This window comes from Anaerorhabdus sp., assembly GCF_036637135.1.
Lineage (GTDB): Bacteria > Bacillota_I > Bacilli_A > Erysipelotrichales > Erysipelotrichaceae > Anaerorhabdus.
Window position 1 is genome coordinate 1 of record NZ_JAVWNC010000046.1, and the last position, 17546, is coordinate 17546.

Annotated in this window: 19 protein-coding genes and 1 pseudogene; 3 read left to right on the forward strand and 17 right to left on the reverse strand. The window is 32.8% G+C overall.

Going from position 1 to position 17546, the window contains the following annotated elements; translation table 11 throughout:
* Positions 1–269: pseudogene (locus tag RR643_RS08635) on the reverse strand (hypothetical protein); the annotation flags it as partial.
* Positions 270–571: 302 nt separating this feature from the next.
* Here RR643_RS08635 and rpsD point away from each other — a divergent pair.
* A complete protein-coding gene (rpsD, locus tag RR643_RS08640) occupies positions 572–1174 on the forward strand; it encodes a 30S ribosomal protein S4 (protein WP_332469629.1) in 603 nt (200 codons plus the stop codon).
* A 124-nt stretch (positions 1175–1298) separates the two neighbouring features.
* Here the strand turns inward: rpsD and gmk are convergent, their stop codons facing one another.
* The gene (gene gmk, locus RR643_RS08645; RefSeq protein WP_332469628.1) at positions 1299–1862 is read right to left on the reverse strand and encodes a guanylate kinase; all 564 of its coding nucleotides are present in this window, start codon (positions 1860–1862) and stop codon (positions 1299–1301) included.
* Between the two features lie 92 nt (positions 1863–1954).
* Between gmk and RR643_RS08650 the strand changes: the two genes are divergently transcribed.
* Entirely contained in the window at positions 1955–3601 is a 1647-nt protein-coding gene (locus tag RR643_RS08650; protein WP_332482969.1) for an Rqc2 family fibronectin-binding protein, read from the forward strand.
* On the opposite strand, the gene RR643_RS08655 is transcribed toward RR643_RS08650, so the two are convergent.
* From RR643_RS08655 to RR643_RS08700, 10 genes are all read right to left on the reverse strand, one after another.
* The gene (locus RR643_RS08655) at positions 3602–4324 is read right to left on the reverse strand and encodes a pseudouridine synthase (protein ID WP_332482970.1); all 723 of its coding nucleotides are present in this window, start codon (positions 4322–4324) and stop codon (positions 3602–3604) included.
* A gap of 10 nt (positions 4325–4334) precedes the next feature.
* Positions 4335–4568: a ParB/Srx family N-terminal domain-containing protein gene (locus RR643_RS08660; RefSeq protein WP_332482971.1), complete on the reverse strand. Its 234-nt coding sequence runs from the start codon at positions 4566–4568 to the stop codon at positions 4335–4337.
* A complete protein-coding gene (locus RR643_RS08665) occupies positions 4552–7380 on the reverse strand; it encodes a glucosaminidase domain-containing protein (RefSeq protein WP_332482972.1) in 2829 nt (942 codons plus the stop codon). The genes RR643_RS08660 and RR643_RS08665 overlap by 17 nt, the downstream gene beginning before the upstream one ends.
* 8 nt (positions 7381–7388) lie before the next feature.
* On the reverse strand, positions 7389–7844 hold the full coding sequence (locus RR643_RS08670; RefSeq protein WP_332482973.1) for a methylated-DNA--[protein]-cysteine S-methyltransferase: 456 nt from the start codon (positions 7842–7844) through the stop codon (positions 7389–7391).
* A gap of 88 nt (positions 7845–7932) precedes the next feature.
* Positions 7933–8268, reverse strand: coding sequence for an iron chaperone (locus RR643_RS08675; protein WP_332469622.1), 336 nt, complete (start codon positions 8266–8268; stop codon positions 7933–7935).
* 64 nt (positions 8269–8332) lie between these two features.
* Positions 8333–8707 carry a YkvA family protein gene (locus tag RR643_RS08680; RefSeq protein ID WP_332482974.1) on the reverse strand — a complete coding sequence of 125 codons (375 nt, stop codon included), beginning with the start codon at positions 8705–8707 and terminating at the stop codon, positions 8333–8335.
* Positions 8700–9041: a hypothetical protein gene (locus RR643_RS08685; protein WP_332469620.1), complete on the reverse strand. Its 342-nt coding sequence runs from the start codon at positions 9039–9041 to the stop codon at positions 8700–8702. The genes RR643_RS08680 and RR643_RS08685 overlap by 8 nt, the downstream gene beginning before the upstream one ends.
* 26 nt (positions 9042–9067) lie before the next feature.
* Entirely contained in the window at positions 9068–10612 is a 1545-nt protein-coding gene (locus tag RR643_RS08690) for a ClC family H(+)/Cl(-) exchange transporter (RefSeq protein WP_332482975.1), read from the reverse strand.
* Between the two features lie 100 nt (positions 10613–10712).
* Positions 10713–11894 carry a GGDEF domain-containing protein gene (locus RR643_RS08695; protein ID WP_332482976.1) on the reverse strand — a complete coding sequence of 394 codons (1182 nt, stop codon included), beginning with the start codon at positions 11892–11894 and terminating at the stop codon, positions 10713–10715.
* Between the two features lie 60 nt (positions 11895–11954).
* Positions 11955–12482: a GNAT family N-acetyltransferase gene (locus RR643_RS08700; RefSeq protein WP_332482977.1), complete on the reverse strand. Its 528-nt coding sequence runs from the start codon at positions 12480–12482 to the stop codon at positions 11955–11957.
* Positions 12483–12621: 139 nt separating this feature from the next.
* Between RR643_RS08700 and RR643_RS08705 the strand changes: the two genes are divergently transcribed.
* Positions 12622–12978, forward strand: coding sequence for a glyoxalase (locus RR643_RS08705; protein ID WP_332469616.1), 357 nt, complete (start codon positions 12622–12624; stop codon positions 12976–12978).
* An 86-nt stretch (positions 12979–13064) separates the two neighbouring features.
* Here the strand turns inward: RR643_RS08705 and RR643_RS08710 are convergent, their stop codons facing one another.
* The 5 genes from RR643_RS08710 to RR643_RS08730 all read right to left on the reverse strand — a co-directional run bounded on the left by RR643_RS08710 (position 13065) and on the right by RR643_RS08730 (position 17350).
* Entirely contained in the window at positions 13065–13355 is a 291-nt protein-coding gene (locus RR643_RS08710) for a DUF3795 domain-containing protein (protein ID WP_332482978.1), read from the reverse strand.
* 733 nt (positions 13356–14088) lie between these two features.
* Positions 14089–14286, reverse strand: a complete 198-nt coding sequence (locus RR643_RS08715) for a hypothetical protein (protein ID WP_332469614.1) — start codon at positions 14284–14286, stop codon at positions 14089–14091.
* On the reverse strand, positions 14270–15286 hold the full coding sequence (locus RR643_RS08720) for a hypothetical protein (RefSeq protein WP_332469613.1): 1017 nt from the start codon (positions 15284–15286) through the stop codon (positions 14270–14272). Before RR643_RS08720 ends, RR643_RS08715 begins: the two co-directional genes overlap by 17 nt.
* A 62-nt stretch (positions 15287–15348) precedes the next feature.
* Positions 15349–17103: a DUF262 domain-containing protein gene (locus RR643_RS08725; RefSeq protein ID WP_332482979.1), complete on the reverse strand. Its 1755-nt coding sequence runs from the start codon at positions 17101–17103 to the stop codon at positions 15349–15351.
* A gap of 37 nt (positions 17104–17140) precedes the next feature.
* A complete protein-coding gene (locus tag RR643_RS08730; RefSeq protein ID WP_332482980.1) occupies positions 17141–17350 on the reverse strand; it encodes a hypothetical protein in 210 nt (69 codons plus the stop codon).
* Positions 17351–17546: the final 196 nt, after the last annotated feature.

Genomic DNA, 17546 nt, shown 5'->3' on the forward strand with positions numbered 1-17546 from the left:
GATTGTACTAAATCAAAATCATCTTTACAATTTGTAACACTTTGCATTACATCTTGATTTACTCTAGCAATTGCCACCGCTTTATTTAGTTTATATGGTAATGGTACACTTTTAATTGAGTTATAACGTACCTCATAATCACTTAAACGTCTCTTCAGTTGACCTGAGTGTGTCTTTCTGATTACAAACCATACAATTAGCACTATAATTAAAGCCACTAAGCCAATAATGACGAATTTATTCGATAAGAAATTCAATACTACTTCCATTGCTTTTACCCCTTAAATCTTTCCTCTCTTATTCTATCATAGAACATGAAACAATTTAAGTCTATTTTGCATAAAGAATACCACTTAATGCCTATTTTATTGACATTTACCTTTAGATTTGCTATTGTTATTAAGCGTCAAATGATGGCAGCTTACAAAGTCATGTAATCCGCGTTTGTATCAGTATCTACTGTGATTCAAGTAACTAGCTGCAATTAGCGAAAGAATCTAATACAAACACACTACAATCGATAATTTGTACCTGTTGTTGTTTTAGCCATAAAACACAAGGAGGAAATAAAATGGCAAGAATTACTGGACCAGTTTGGAAAACGTCACGTCGATTAGGCTTTTCAATTCTAGAAACTGGTGAAGAACTAAAGAAAAGAGCATACGCTCCAGGACAACACGGTCCTACTAAACGTATTAAATTAAGTGGTTACGGAACACAATTAAGAGAAAAACAAAGAATTAGACACATGTACGGTGTAAATGAACGCCAATTCTATAACACATTCAAAAAAGCTACTAAAATGGCTGGTGTTACAGGTCATAACTTCTTATTCTTATTAGAATCTCGTTTAGATAACGTTGTTTACCGTTTATGCTTTGCACGTACTCGTCGTGGTGCTAGACAACTAGTTAACCATGGTCACATCTTAGTAGATGGTAAAAAAGTTGATATCCCAAGTTTTATCGTTAAACCTGGATCAAAAATCGAAATTAAAGAAGCTAGCAGAAACATGCCTAGCATCGCTGAAGCTTTAGAAGCAACATTAAATCCAGTTGCATTCGTTACAATTGATAAAGAAAAGAAAGCTGGTACATTTGTACGCCTTCCAGAACGTAATGAATTAAACACTGAAATCAATGAACTTCTAGTAGTTGAATATTACAACAGATAGTTCTAATTAAACTCGCAAATGCGAGTTTTTTTTATCTTACCTCATCGTTTATTAATACAGAAAAGGATAAAACGAATTTCGCTTTATCCTTCTTATATTTTTGAACAAAATACTTAAATTATACTTAATCCATATGTCTTTTAATAATAATGGAAATAATATCTGCAGCTAGTTTAGGATCTTCATTACAAACAACATATTTATATTGTCCAACCATATCCAACTCACGATTAGCTTTTGCAAGACGTTGTTGAACAATTTCTTCAGGTTCAGTATTGCGTCCACGAATTCTTTTTTCTAATTCTTCCATACTAGGAGGTACAAGGAAGATCGTTAATGCATCTGGACATTTTTCGCGTACTTGAATACATCCTTGCACTTCAATTTCCAATAATACATTTTTCCCTTCATCACGCAATTTATTTACGTTTGCTAACGGTGTCCCATAGTAATTACCTACGAATTCTGCATACTCAAGTAACTCCCCATTCTTGATTGCATTTTCAAATTGTTCACGCCCAACAAAGTTATAATTTACTCCCTCAACTTCATTTGGTCTTTTTTCTCTTGTCGTTAATGAAACAGAATAAGCTAACTTCAAAGAAGGATCTTCTATAAATTCCTTTAGAACTGTACCTTTCCCAACACCACTCGGACCACTCAATACAACTAATAGACCTCTTTTCACTTTATATTCCTCCCTCGATTGTATATAATAATTGTACAAAGGTTGACCGTTTAAAGCAAGCGAAAGTCATCTAGAAATGAGGGTTTTCAATCATGGCATTAGATGGAATATTATTACACAAAATTGTAAGCGAAATAAAAGATGAATTTCCTGCAAAAATAAATAAAATATACCAAGTATCAAACTCAGAAATATTATTTCAATTAAAGACACAATCAGGTCGTAAAAACCTGATTATTTCATGTCACACTATCTACAACCGTCTTAACCTAACCGAAAGATCTTATCCAACACCTGAAGAACCATCATCCTTTGTGATGTTACTTCGAAAACATTTGGAAGGTGCAATCATCCAATCCATCGTTCAGGGTGGTTTAGATCGATACGTTAAACTAGAATGCCAAACTAGAAATGATATTGGAGACCGCGTTACTCTATTTCTCTATGTCGAATTAATGGGTAAATACGCTAATCTTATTTTTGTTGATTCAAACGGAAAAATTATGGATGCTTTAAAACGTATACCACCCTTCGAAAATAATCGTCGTACAATACAACCAGGCGCAATGTTTAAAGAAACAGAAATTCAAGATGGAAAGCTTAACCCTTTTGAATCTGTGACATTTAATCATGAAATTACACTCACAAAGCAATTTCATGGCTTTTCTCCATTCTTAAGTAAAGAAGTAGAATATCGCCTTCAACAAGATGAATCCTTTACATCTATCATGAAAGAAATTGAAGATTCTCGATTACTATATATTGCGATTATTGATAACGAAACGGTTTTTCATTGTATTCCACTAAAGCATATCGAACAAAAACAAAAGAGCTATCCTTTACTCGAAGGATTGGATACTGTTTATTTTCACAAAGAAGAACGTGATCGAATTAAAGATTTATCAGGTGATATTTATCGGTTTGTAAATAAAGAATTAAAACACTTAAGACAAAAATTACCTAAGTTACAGTCTTCACTTGAAGAGTCACTTGATTGTGAAAAATGGCATACTTATGGCGATTTACTTTATGCTAATCTTCATATAAAGACTAAGGGAGAAAGCAAAATTGAACTACCTTCCTTTGATGATGATTTACTTATTACAATACCACTCGATCCAAAATTAGATATCAAAGGGAATGCGAAGAAATGTTTTCAAAAATACAATAAAGCTAAAAAAGGTCAAGTATACATACAAGAACAAATTGATCTATGTACAAAAGAAATTGATTACTTCGAAGGTATTCAAGAACAATTAGATATTAGTTCTTTTGATGATGCAAAAGAAATCAATCAAGAACTTGTTGATTTAGGTTATATGAAAAAGAAGGTATCTAAAATTCGAAAACAAAAGAAGAAAGAAACACTACCAAAAATTAAGAAGGTCACTTTAGATAGTGGTATTCAAATAAGCTATGGTAAAAACAATCTACAAAATGAAGCATTGACTTTCAAGATTGCGAATAAGAATGACATGTGGTTTCATACTAAAGATTTCCATGGTGCCCATGTTGTTGTTCACGCAACTGATTTAGATGAAGAAACTATTCGTACTGCCGCAATGATCGCTGCATATTATTCAAAAGGAAGAGAATCGAGTAGTGTTCCTGTAAATTATTGCCAAGTTAGAAACCTAAAAAAAATACCAGGTGCTAAACCTGGTATGGCATCACTTTCTACATACAAGACCATATACATTGATCCCGAAGAAGAATTTATTACAAAATTAGAACAGTAATTATTTACCTTCGTTTGCTAACTGACGAAGTGTCTTCACTTCAAATGGTTTCAGTAATCGAACTTGTCCTGGTTTTAAATCATTAACAATCAAATTACCTAAACGCTTACGATGTAGACGTTTAACTTCAAAGCCAAAATATTCAATCATACGTTTAACTTGACGGTTTCTACCTTCTTGAATTGTTAATTCAATAAGCATGGAACCTTTTTCTATGTTTTTATTGATCAGTACTGCTCGAGCCGGAAGTGTTAAACCATCTTCAAGTTCAATCCCCTTCTCTAACATTTTTAAATTTTCACCTGTCAACATTCCTTTAATCGATACTTCATAAGTTTTATCCAGATGACTTCTTGGATGAATAATTTCATTCGCAAATTCACCATCATTTGTTAATATCAAAACACCAGTTGTGTCAAAGTCTAATCTTCCTACTGGAAAAATTCTTTGTTCAACTTCAATAAAATCCAATACGGTTGGACGCCCATGTTCATCATGAAGAGTACACAATGTATTTTTTGGTTTATTCATAACATAATAGACTTTATTTTCTTTGTTTATTGGCTTTCCATCAACTTCAATCGTTGCACCTTTTTTCGCTTGATAGCCAAGTTGTGTAATAATTTCACCATCGACTTTTACACGTCCTTGAACAATCATTTCTTCTGCTTTACGTCTAGAAGTAATACCACTAGCCGCAATAATTTTTTGTAGTCTTTCCATCCATATCTCCTTAATGATGATTACGAGCACCCCAGTATGTTGACCCTGATTTAGAGAAATCATTTGTCAACATACAGAATACTTCCATCTCTTGTTTTGTCTTTTCTTCAATCCTACTAATTGCATTCAATCGCTTATGTCCATCGACACACCGATATGTATCCTGATCAATTGCTTCTACTTTTACCGGAATAATTATCCCTCGATTCTCAACACTTTCAAGTAAATCATTTGAAATTTCCATTTTGTTGTACTGAATCTTCTTCAGCAATATTTTTTTGTTGATCATGAATTTTCTTCCTTTTTCTTTTTCTTAGTAATGCATCTATACCTACAACAATACCAAGAATACTTGCTATTGCAAACAGAACAGCTGCAATAAGAGCTGGAATATCTGCATCACTGTTGTCAACACGTACTGTCTCAACAACATCATCAATGATGTATTCATTCGTCGTCGTTCGTGAAACTAGCATAAATTCACCAATACTAGGAGTCATAAATTGAATGTAGTTATTCGTTTGTTTGGTATAACACTTGATAACTTCACCATTCTCATAAAGTAGTACTGTGAATAATTCATTACTTTGAGCACCTTCTGGTTTCTTGATAGAAATAAGAACAGGTGTATTCAATTCAAAGTTATCTAAATTCTTTTGTGTTTTAATCGCAAAGGTATCAATTACTTTATATCCATTACCTTCTGCAACACGACTCATTAATTTTTCATGTGAAGAATTAATTGAATTCTTTACAATCAATTTAATTGTATCTTTCAATAAATTTTTATCTAATGAATCCCCCAAATCAATGGATAATGATAAGCCAGAAATGGAAGCATCTAAATCATTATCATATATTACATAATGAATGCGATGATTAATTGCTTTGTAAATAATACCATCTAATGCTCTAAGTTGTGGTTGAGTTAGATAAGGAACCATGTACTCATCCATACGTTTTTTTAATGTTAATACTCGCTCAACTTGTTCATCAGTTAGTGTCTCTATTTCACTCATCTCATCTAGTACCAAAGTGATTTCTTCTTTAAGTTCTTGACGAATTGTATCCAGTTCTTTATCTACGGTAATCCCATATGAGGTTGTTGTTCCTCCAAGAGTAACGATTACTTCTTGTTCACCCTCCGTCTTGAGATCAAAGTTTGAAATCATTGATGTAGATAATTCTATATCTTTTGATGATCCATCTACAAAATGTATTTGAACAGTCCCTCCATCAATATTAATGCGATCATTCCATTCAAAGTATTGTAATGGTAATGTTTTCATTTCAATTGATGCTACATCTTTGTATTGTGCAACATAAGTTGTTTTCTCATTAATTGGAGCTACATCTTTATCCCACCCAATAAAATAGGCATTTTCTTTTTCTGGTACTTCAATAACTGGTGTTCTTCCAACTTCTAATTGATAGGTAATGTTTGTGGTTTCATCTTGGAAGTGACCACCATTCGCATCAAATGTAACTTCTACCAATTCTTTTTGACCTAACTTATCAATATTCATAAGTACCTGAACATCACTTTGTTTAATATACGCAACATAATTTGAATAATCATAGTAGTAAATCATATCTACTTTGGATTCATCATTTAGTGTTGCTTCAGATTGTACTTTATACCAATCACCCTCTGCATTAGTAATTGTATCTAATATTACAAATGAGAAGTCGGGATTTTTTCCTGTTGAGTATAAAATGGTTGAAGTCGTTGAGTCATATTGATAAACTTTCACATCATCCGTACTCGTCTTAATTCCTAGTGCAACTGAATTATAGTCTTTCGATCCAAATGCTTTATCAATATTCATATAAAATTGAGCTGCCTTCTCACCCCAATAAGGATCAGAAGCATAGGATACATTCATCCCATTCGCTTTGTTACCAAAGAAACTTCCATGAAATTGAAAACGAAACGGATTTGCATAACTGCCAGATATGTAATATTTAGCATGACTATAAATCGAAGAATTCACTTCAAAATAACGAGATGCATTTTTCTCTACATCCGAATCATAGGCAGCATGTCCAAATAAATTATTACGGGTAAAAGCTAATGAACTTCTGCCTGTTGCGGTTTCATTCATCGCTAATCCAATCATCATCAACGCATTTGCACCATATTGATATTGGTATTGAAAGAATGCATCTTCTTCATCATAAAACTGAGAACGATTTAATGTATCATCCGCAGAATCTTTATCCATATCCAAGTAATTAGTTATCGTATGACCCAATTGAAGCGTATTTCTAAAATAGTCCAATATTTCTTCCACCGTTACATTAGTTAATGTACGATGACTTACAAATTGATAATAATTGTAATAAGGTTCATATGGATTAACACTTGATGCATGACTTGACGCCTTGTAATCATCCAACATGATTGCTAATGCATCATGATTATAAAAATAATGACCATCATAACTGTAATACTCAATATCACTTTCAAGATATGCTGGAGCGATACCTACATTAATGAGAGCCGAGTATAAATCAGATGTGAAAGATTGTTTAATTTGATGATACAAATATCCATCTTTTACAACATAGGTCGATATTCTTGATGGTAACATTTCAAGTGGGTATATTGTCACGTCATCCATATTAACCCAACCCACAACACCAGAAATCATCATCATCGCTTTTGTACCATCTTCATTCGTACCTAAGTATGCTGCATCAACACCATAACAACCATTGACATAGTTTGCACCATTATCAATCACATTTTTGAATTCAACATTGTAATCACAAGCTGGTGTACTTTTAACTGCTATTATTCCATATTCAGCTTGTAGAACTTTTCCATTTTGTACAATCGCTACATTGTTGTAGTTTGGTGCTTCACGGTTGTAAATTACTAGTGCATTCTTGTAATTCTTTGCTGTTGATAATTCAATGATTGAATCACCCTCAATTGAAACAACAGAAAAATCTTCCAAAACAACTAAATCACTTGTAGAAAGTGCACTTACTTGTAAAGGAAGAAAAAAGCATAATACCGCTAGTAACTTAATTAAACTTTTTTTGAACATGTTTTACCTCACAACTTTATATTTTCAATTTCATGTAATCGTACTTTACAATCTGGACCACACCCATATCCACCGAGTTTATGATTTGATGCAATCACTCGATGACATGGAATAAGTATCGCGATTGGATTTTTATTACATGCATTACCTACTGCACGACAAGATTTAGGATTATGAATCATTTCCGCAACTTCTCTATAGCTTCTTACCTCACCATAAGGAATTTCTAGCATCGCTTTCCATACATTCATCTGAAACTTTGAACCAACATAACGAATCGGTATTGAAAATGTTTTTCTTTTACCTTTCATATATTCTTGAATTTCTTTTTCAGCAAGACTTAATATTTTTGAGTTATCTTGATTTGAAACTGATGCATCAACAAAACTCAGTTCAATAATTGCACCGTCTTCTTCCACCAAATTAATACGTGATACTTGCGTTATAATTGTTCGTTGTTTCATATCAAAATCTCCTGACTTATTATACCATAAAGCAGTTTAAATACCCAAATAGTATCCAGATGGAAGAAGTAAAAATAAGTAGTTCCTACTACTTATTCTCATTTACTCTAAATTTTACAATATCCGTTATTAACTTCTTAGGTAACGGTTTATCCAAAGGAAACTGAATAGCCCCTTTGGAATGTTTATAATCATCCAAGCGATCAAGAAAATGTTCGACACCACTTGCTCCAGGATACAAACCAATGTGGTTCTTACCCATTGCAAAATGAACCAAGTTACCATTCAAATAGAACGTAGGCATTGCCCAGCTTATCTTTTCTTCAGCCATTGGTGCAGCTTTCTTAATAATACCGTAAATCTCTATTAACTTTTCTTGATGAGTTGTTGGACAACTCTTGATATAATCATCAATTACACCCATAAGTTTATTCTCAACTTTCTAAACTCATCATAACCATATTTCCAATGATATTCAACAGTTATAATTAAATAAAAATTCGATACATCCAATATGCAAAAAGTACCCATATCGCGATAACAGGTAATACATAAATCCCCTTCTTTTGCAGTTTGCCTTCAAATTTGATTTGTTTACATTCTTCAAGGATCGCATTTGGTACACTCTTTAGTGTTAGCCACACAAGAAATGGCAAAACTATTACATCATCTAAGTAACCCAAAAAAGGTATAAAGTCAGGTATTATATCGATTGGCGATAATGCATAACCAATCGTAATCACCGCTAATGATTTCGTTATGACGGGTGTTTTAGGATACTTTAAAACAACATAAACTAAATTTACACTGTTGCGTAACCATTCTAATTTTTCTTTCAATTTAGAAGGCTTTTCTTTATTCATGAGGTGTTTTTTGCTTACTTTTTCCTAAAAAGTAGCCAATTACTTGACCTATAATACATAAAACACCATAAAAGACAGTATAGATAAGTGCACTTGAGTTCATATAAATGAAAATACTTGGTATAAAACATACTTCCAATAAGATTAAAAATGGTATATCAATTCTCTTCTTTGTCATTCCAAACATGATTGAAGCTATCAAGATAAAGAAAGGTACAACCATCAATAAAATCAACATCGCCGTTCCTGTATCTCCAATAAATAATGGACACCCATAAAATGTAAATACAAACGCAAATAAATACGGAATATACTCTCTTAATTTTAATTTCATCTAAACTCTCCCTATGTTATTGTAAACTACATTGGTTTACATAACTTACTTACTACTGTGTTCATATATTGATATTCTTGTTCAGAGGATAAGATGATTAAATAATCTCCATGATGGATTACAAAATCACCATTGGGTACAACTTCTTGGTCACCTCTACGAATACCAACAATCAATAAACCATTAGGCCATTGAATATCTTTTATTTGCTTACCCGCAACTTCACTACCTAATTCTACGACCATTTCTATTATAACATTAGATTTCTTTTTCGTATGTGTCTGATTTGGGTTTAATAATCGTTCTAACAATACTTCATAGATAGGTGTTGTTTTTAGTAAATCTGAAGTTAATAACGCTATAAACGCAACAGCTGCGACTGGTAATAAATGAACCAGTGAACCTGTCATTTCTGCCATTAATAGAATACTTGTGATTGGCGCTTTTACGGAGCCTGCCATAACACCTGCCATTGAACAAATACAAAATACAGAAACCATTTCGCTCGATAAGCCAAAATTCACTCCTAATTGTGCTACAAGACTTCCCAACAATGCTCCTATCGAAAGAATTGGCATAAATATACCACCTGGAATTCCACTTCCAAAACTTGTCGTTGTGAATAAAATTTTACATACAAGCACAATTAGTAATAACCCAATACTCATTTGAGCTGTTTCTGACAATTGAACTAAATTTTGTCCTCCACCCAGCACTTGTGGTAAAAACAAACCAAAAGGTAAAGCAATTAGTAATGCAACCATTGGTCTAAACATCGCTGGTATCTTTTCATATACGTTACCTGATCCTAAAAGTAATCGATGAACGATAACACCAAAGATTCCTGATAATACGCCCAGTGGTAACAACCACAAATATTGACTAATTGGTAATTGTGGAACATCAACATAACTCAACACCGGTTTTAATCCAAATATCGTTTTCGAGACAATATCTGCAGTTAAAGCCGCAGTAGTTGCAGCAATCAAAATATTAGGTGAAAAAGATCGATGTACTTCTTCCAATGAAAATATAATTCCAGATAAAGGTGCATTAAAAGCAGCTGATAAACCTGCTGATGCTCCAGCTGTGATTAAATAATTTTCTTCCAACTTATTATTGCTTAATTTATTTGCGATTATTTCACCACCACAAGCACCAATTTGAATCGATGGACCCTCACGTCCCAAAGATGCACCAAAGAAAGCACTTATGATACCCGCCAAAAACCTAACTGGTATGATAATAATACTTTTCATTTTTTGACCAAATAGTAATACTCCCTCTACTTGAGGGATTCCACTTCCCTTTGATTCTGGTGATATTTTAATAAGATACGCAATAAACAAACCCACACAAATTATCAATATCAACCAACCTACGATATAAATAGGATTCATTTTTAGAAAACTATAAATTTCTAGAGATTTCTCAGTCGCGAATTCTATACCTAATCGATATAATGCCACAGTTAATCCCGCAAACAATCCCACAAGAATTCCCTTAAAGGTAACACTCCATTTCAACTTATTTAAATCCGAATAGATTTTAGAAACATTTGATTCACTCATTCTATCACTCCTAATTAACTCTTATATTTTACGCCTGTTTTAATAAATATCAAACAAACGTATTTTTTAAATCAAGAAAATAGATTATGAATTCCACAATCTACTTTTGGTTGGCTTCACAAATGCAATTTCTACCTGCTGATTTAGCATTATATAATGCTTCATCAACATATTGAATTGCACTTTCCAAACTATCTACACTAAACAATTGATCATACCATAACCCAAAACTTACAGTTACATACCCAATATCTAAATCATCTCGAGGAATACGCAATTCACGAATGCTCTCCATCAACTCATTCGCAATTTGACTAGCGTCTAGTGACTCATCAGCAACCTTAATAATTAAGAATTCCTCACCACCATAGCGAATTGCATTCGCATCATGTGTTTCACAAAAGTATTTAATTAATTTCGCTATACTTTTTATACACTCATCTCCTTGTAAGTGACCATAGTTATCATTATATTGTTTAAAGAAATCAATATCCATTAAGATACATAACGAATGAGAATCTTTGTTTATATATTTTTTAAACATAGGATATACAGTTTGATGTAAATAATGACGATTATTTAATCCAGTTAACTGATCTACATGAGCGATTTCTTCTAATTTCTCATTGGAAATCTTGATTTCTTTATATTGATTTTCAATAATCTGACGATCTAGAAATTCAATGACCAAACTTCGATAGTATCGAAAAGAGATGAATATGGATAGAACTGTTACAAAAATACTATTGATCGCAATCCCAAATAAACTACCTTGAATACCTATGGATAGCACAATCACCATTAAGATAATCCATGTACTACCAAAGATAACGATGCTTTCAAGGGGCGCCAGTAACAACACAGCTGCCATCGTAGGTAAAAGATAACTAAATACTGACAAATCGTTGCCTTTCATTTGATCTAATGCCGTAATCCCCATTAACCACATGCAAATTAAGAAACAGTAAATCCTTCTTAACCAAATCAATTTATTATATTCTTTTTTACGATATGCACTTGTATAAAGAAACGACATTAAGACTGTCGCTATCAATAAATAAATATAAAGCGAAAAATATGTTACATTTCTCACACTTGAAAAATCTAACTTACGATTCACAAGAAACAAAAGAATCATCGCTACTTGAGTTAATGCAACAACTAAAGATATGCTTTGTTCAGTAAAATAAACTTTCGAGGGAAAATATGAATTAAATTCTTCTTTTTGTTCTTTTGTTAATATAACTATCTTTGTTTTTATAAACTCTTTAATTTTACTCATAAACTCTCCCATCATTAATAATCCGCTTATTTAGTATATCTCTTTTTATTTAATTTCTCATCATTTTACGAAATAAACTTTTTCAAGGAGTTCTTCTTTAACTTGATCAAGGATATCTTTATTAATATTTTTTGGATAATACATAATTCTTAAATCAACTGTATCTTCATCTCTTCCTTGAAAAGAAGGTTGTTTAAAACTTACATCACTCAGTGTAAAGCCTAAACGTTGATAGAAGCCAATTCTTCTTTGAGCAATATCCGTATCAATATCTTCAACCTCAAGCACTACGGTACGTTCTGCTTGTGCTAAATATTCACTCATTAATGTAGAACCCAAGCCTTTTCCACGTATTTCAGGATTTACGGCTAAATGTTCAAGATAAATAGCATGTTCAAGTTGCCATTCAACTAAGATTCCAACTAATACATCTTCATCCTCAATTACCATAGCATTAAAGTAAGGTAAATCCATCAATACGAATTGCTCTTCAAGTGTTCGATATTCAGAAAGAGGAAAAGATTTTTCAATTACCTCATACACTTTATTAAATTCATTTTTACATACTTTTCTAAAACTGATTGTCATAATTACCTCCATATAACATACATTCTTATTGTACCAAATATTATCATTGAACTCAAAGTAGTAATCACTATGCGTGAAACCAGCAAAACCCAGTGCTATATTAGAATTAGAAGAAGAATTATCTTCTTAAGGAGTTTATATGATTAATAAAGTAAGAATTATGATTTATGGAAATAATATCGAATTATTAACGGAATTCTGGAAATTTCATTTTAATGCCGATGTGATAGAATCAAATGATTTACCTGATGGTACTGTAAACAAAGTAATATCAATATCACCTAACATTGAAATTTCTTTATTTAATAAGGAATTCATTAAAAAATACTCACCAGAAGTCAGTGATTCAGTTCCATCATTAATGTTTTCAACTAATGAGTTTGATGAATTGCATAATCGTATCAAATCAGCAAGTGATGTTATGCAAATAAATGGTATCCCTTGTTTTAATTTTTCTGATCCAGAAGGCAACTATTTTGTAGTAACAAAAGGATAAATAGTATAAACTGATTCAAAATCAATAAAGGTATGAGCCATATTCAAATGACACATACCTTTTTATGTTAAATAAATCATTATGCATTATTTCATTTTTTTGAGCTGAGTTAATTGTCCAATAAAATCATTGTCATTTTCTTCTTGTGTTTTTGTTGGATCAGATTCATTGTATCTATCGCAGGGAAGATTATCACATTTTCCACAATGTTTAAATTTCATACGATTTACACAACAGTCATATATCTCACAAATTTCCTCGCCTGTATATTCTAACCAAAAAACTCGTCCCTTAACTTCAGGACATCCTTTACAATCATTTGGATAATATTGACAATTTGAACAAATAACACCACAACAACTAATTACTTGAACCATATAATTTTCTCCATTAAATTTATATTTATTTTATTTTTTCAAGCTTCACAATATTTTCAACATGGCATGAGAGGATAGCAAGTACGTCATATCTGACCTCTCGATTATAGGAACATATCTACTGACTTTTTCACCCTAACAGTTGTCGTGAATATATCCATTATCTAGTCCTCAAAATCATCTTCTGTTATCAACACTGCCGGAACATACTCACATTCAGGAACCATGCGTTTTTTGATTTGAAAACAATCCTTAAACTCATCTCTGGCAGAAAGAATGTCTTCTTGAATTTAGTTTTATCAGAATATGTAATAATGAATTCAATCTCACCTATATCCGGGCAGAACATATCTATGTCATGATTTACAATTACAGGCATGACCTCAACCAAATCGGCATACAGCTTTTTAAATATTGGACTGGTAGTTTTATATGACCACTTCCTTGAAGGATTTATTTCTGTTTCAAGCATAGGATGATATTCGCATGCTATGCTATGCTCTCCCCTGTTACTGTAACCTTATCAGAGTAAGCCTCATCCACACAACAATATCCTGACGCACCCTTGATGACTATTTAGGAAATTTCAATCATAATCACACCGACTTTACTTATTATTCTTTACAGTGTGCTTTGCTTTTAATTCCTTAATCTCATTTATAAGTATCAGACCTATAGACATATGTTGATATCTACCACTATAATGCACACCCGTTCTTCACTCATTATTACATCATTTTTTTGGATTTATTTTTCCTTTTGTTACTATTGTAAGTGCAGTACCTCCAATAAAAACTGCTATACCTAATGCTGTTTTTCCTGCATCTTTAATTCGTTTAACGTGCTCATTTCTGCAATTTTCACAATATTTATGTTTATACCCCCCTGAGAGATGTCTTTGGCATTTCTTATTTTTACATTTCTTCTCCATCTTCTTCGCCTCCTAAAAGTTTTTGTTCTTCATCAAAAGGTAATGCCTGAATTTTCTTTTCAATATCCGGTAGCGTTTTCGACCAATAGTTCTCTGGTGATGGATCTATTGAATCCAACCGTTCTACCAATCCCTTGGTTTCAAGATACGTTTTTTGTATATACCCTGCATAATACTGAAGGCTGAGCCGTGCCGCTTCAGTTTCTCCCATTTCCTGATAAGCAATTGCCTCAGATAACGAAACCATATTTACTGCATATAGGCTTTCTCGAATTTCATTTATTCTCGAATTTACTTTATCAGGATCAGCTCCAGAGATGAATTTCCCTAAAAATGATTCAGGCTGATTCTTTATAAATGTCAGATTAGCATTTTGACTTTGCATTAAAAGATTTCTACTATCTTCTGCATCAGAAACAATACGCAATAAAGCCATTGCTTTTAGTTCTGGATTTTTTATTGCCATTGCTTGCAATAATTTCTGTTGGCAACTATATGCTGTAGACAATCTATCATATTCTTGCCCTAGTCGAACTTCTTCAACTGCAACCTGTATAAATTGAATCTGCTCTGCTATTTGAGCCATCTGCATTTGAGTTGCGTAACTTGTCATTGCCTGAGATATTTCTGGTGCAACCTTTACACTCTCCAGTGAAACCGTAGATACTATTCTATTAGTTTTCGGATTCACAAGGTTTGCCATTAAGGAACCATCTTTTTTTGTCATCAACTTTAGAACCCCTTGAGCTATTCGAGACTTCTGCTCATCTGACAAAATAGCTTGCAACGTTTCGTCCGGGATACTCGCCTTTACTACATTTATAAACGCTGGTGCAGAATAGAGCATCTTTTCAATTTTACTTAATGTGACCTTTGCACTTTTGAGCAAAGGTTTGGCAACTTCGGGTACAGAAGAAAAATATCCATCTACATCAGCACAATAGTCTGAAGCTTCAATTATCTCAATATCATCTGGAGAAATATAAACTGTGTTATCCATATGCACACCTACCTTTTATACAGAATTCTATAATACAGCTTGTAAATTTTGCGAATCATCATTTATATTAATATCTTCAAAAGTTCCGCCTTCAAAAGTTTTCTACGTTCATTCATAAATGTAAGAAAATTAACATAACTGTATTCCATTTGTGGAAGGTAGTTAATTGTTCTATACTGAATTTTATCACTGTCAGTCTTGTACTGGTTAGAGAACCATTTATCAAAATCTGTATTCAGTTTTTCTTCATTCAGTTGTGCCGCCAAAAGCTGCAAGTTACTGATGTCATTTACCATATTGATGTACTCGTCCAGTTTATCTTCCGACACACCCATCTTACGAAGGTATGCTTTCTTAAACTTGCTCTTCGGATACATATGGTCTTCATGGAATTTATTACTGAAATCCAATGAAGGGTATAAAAGCATAAGAGTTGATAGTGTTTCCCTTGAACCATATTCCAATTTCAACAAGTACTCATCAATATCATCTTCCGTGAACTGGATAGACTTATTTGTACCTTTGAACTTATCAATAATCTCATTAATTGGAAAATCAGTAGATACATTGTTCTTTAAAATTTCACGGATAGGTCTAATTACATTATCTGGCTGACCACTGAATGCTTTCTTCAACAATGCATGAATGAGCCACTTCTTAATTTTTGCACGGTTATCCTTTGTAGTACTTGAATCTACAAAATTATCTGGCATTCCTATTTTGAGTAGATAATATGCAATCGGAATAAGGGCATTATTAGAACTCAATGTTTCGCCAGAATAACCAAATGATGACACTAGGTTAACTGACTGCTTGATTGCCTTTTTGATGTTATCCCAATTATCTTCAATCTTCATCATGTTAGGCTTATTGAAATTATCAACTTTAAATGCTATGTCAGAAAAATCTGTAAGTACAAGTGCAGTTTTCAAAACGAAATCCTTATTAATTCTGAAACCACCACCAATTGAATTTACATCATCAACAAACTCTGTAATTTCTTCTCTTGCATCGTGAGTTTGCCATTGTGCAGATGCAATCGAAAGTAGAAGGTCTGAGTATGTTAGTACTGTACCACCACTATTTACGCGGATAAAGATATTCAATACCTTATCCAGTTCGGTTGATTTTTCTTTGTAATAACTCAGGGTAAGAGATGTATGAATCACTTTATGTAGTTGTGAAAGAGTGTTTGTAGCAAACTTGGCCTGTTCCCTTGAATATTGATGGGTTTCGGAATAACTAATGTTATCAGTAACATAAGTGGCCACATCTCCCAAGTCTTGCATATCAAGAATATTACCAACTTCAAACCAGTATTCATCATCTGTGTTTTTTACATCATTGCATATCAAGAATTGGAAATCATATTTATTATTGCTATCCTTTGCCCTTGAAATCAAATTCAAATATAACTTTCTAACAGGATAGGCATTATCATTTTTCTTTTGTTTGTATTTCAATCTATATGCATAAGAACCCTTTAATCCAATATAAATTGAAGTCAAACGTTGCTGTCCATCAAGAACAGCCGTCACACCATCAGCTCCCTTGAGGTCTGCTTTTTTGTTATGAATTGATATCTTTTCATGGTAATTTTTCAGAAACTCATAAAAATCATAATCACCAAGTTTATCTTTACTAATTTCCCAGAAAAGAAAAGCCCCAATTGGGTAATCTTGCATCAAGCTATCAAAGAGAGTTTCAATTTGTGTAGTCTCCCACACATATTCTCGTTGAATCGAAGGTAGTACATATTTGTTGTTAGAAATATCTCTCATAACCTCCGCTATAGTTAATGGTGTTTCGTAAGCCATTTTTATTCCTCCATCATCTGCATAAATGTCTTGTTTATCATATTCCATCTGCGTTTGTTTTCTCTGCATTTTTCGAAATAATTTCAGTTTTGAGCTTCTCGTAAATTATCTTTCTAATGGTTTCTCTTGCTGTAACTTCTAAATCACCAAAACGAATCGTTCTATTCACATCTCGATATGCTCTTCGACTTGCAGCTTCATATGGATTTGTGTATGCTCCAAAGCATAAAGCTTTCAAAAATTCCAATATGTCTGAATCTACTTGTTTTCATTCTGTCAACTCAACCCTACGGCATTTTGACTGTGATATGTTTGGTCATTGCCTAAGCCCAAAAAATCCGAGAACCTGAGTTTAAACTCTAACTTTCGGAAATCCCTTTATTTCAAGCTTTTTTCGGCGTTTACTTCTGAACCCTTGACATCAATACTACCGTCTCAACATG

Coding starts and splice junctions, on each gene's coding strand:
- RR643_RS08715 (WP_332469614.1), bottom strand. CDS start 14,286: ATGGAGAAGAAATGTAAAAATAAGAAATGCCAAAGACATCTCTCAGGG.
- RR643_RS08680 (WP_332482974.1), bottom strand. CDS start 8,707: ATGAATAAAGAAAAGCCTTCTAAATTGAAAGAAAAATTAGAATGGTTA.
- RR643_RS08700 (WP_332482977.1), bottom strand. CDS start 12,482: ATGACAATCAGTTTTAGAAAAGTATGTAAAAATGAATTTAATAAAGTG.
- RR643_RS08725 (WP_332482979.1), bottom strand. CDS start 17,103: ATGGCTTACGAAACACCATTAACTATAGCGGAGGTTATGAGAGATATT.
- RR643_RS08650 (WP_332482969.1), top strand. CDS start 1,955: ATGGCATTAGATGGAATATTATTACACAAAATTGTAAGCGAAATAAAA.
- RR643_RS08705 (WP_332469616.1), top strand. CDS start 12,622: ATGATTAATAAAGTAAGAATTATGATTTATGGAAATAATATCGAATTA.
- RR643_RS08660 (WP_332482971.1), bottom strand. CDS start 4,568: ATGGAAATTTCAAATGATTTACTTGAAAGTGTTGAGAATCGAGGGATA.
- RR643_RS08665 (WP_332482972.1), bottom strand. CDS start 7,380: ATGTTCAAAAAAAGTTTAATTAAGTTACTAGCGGTATTATGCTTTTTT.
- RR643_RS08675 (WP_332469622.1), bottom strand. CDS start 8,268: ATGGGTGTAATTGATGATTATATCAAGAGTTGTCCAACAACTCATCAA.
- rpsD (WP_332469629.1), top strand. CDS start 572: ATGGCAAGAATTACTGGACCAGTTTGGAAAACGTCACGTCGATTAGGC.
- RR643_RS08670 (WP_332482973.1), bottom strand. CDS start 7,844: ATGAAACAACGAACAATTATAACGCAAGTATCACGTATTAATTTGGTG.
- RR643_RS08720 (WP_332469613.1), bottom strand. CDS start 15,286: ATGGATAACACAGTTTATATTTCTCCAGATGATATTGAGATAATTGAA.
- RR643_RS08685 (WP_332469620.1), bottom strand. CDS start 9,041: ATGAAATTAAAATTAAGAGAGTATATTCCGTATTTATTTGCGTTTGTA.
- RR643_RS08710 (WP_332482978.1), bottom strand. CDS start 13,355: ATGGTTCAAGTAATTAGTTGTTGTGGTGTTATTTGTTCAAATTGTCAA.
- RR643_RS08655 (WP_332482970.1), bottom strand. CDS start 4,324: ATGGAAAGACTACAAAAAATTATTGCGGCTAGTGGTATTACTTCTAGA.
- RR643_RS08690 (WP_332482975.1), bottom strand. CDS start 10,612: ATGAGTGAATCAAATGTTTCTAAAATCTATTCGGATTTAAATAAGTTG.
- RR643_RS08695 (WP_332482976.1), bottom strand. CDS start 11,894: ATGAGTAAAATTAAAGAGTTTATAAAAACAAAGATAGTTATATTAACA.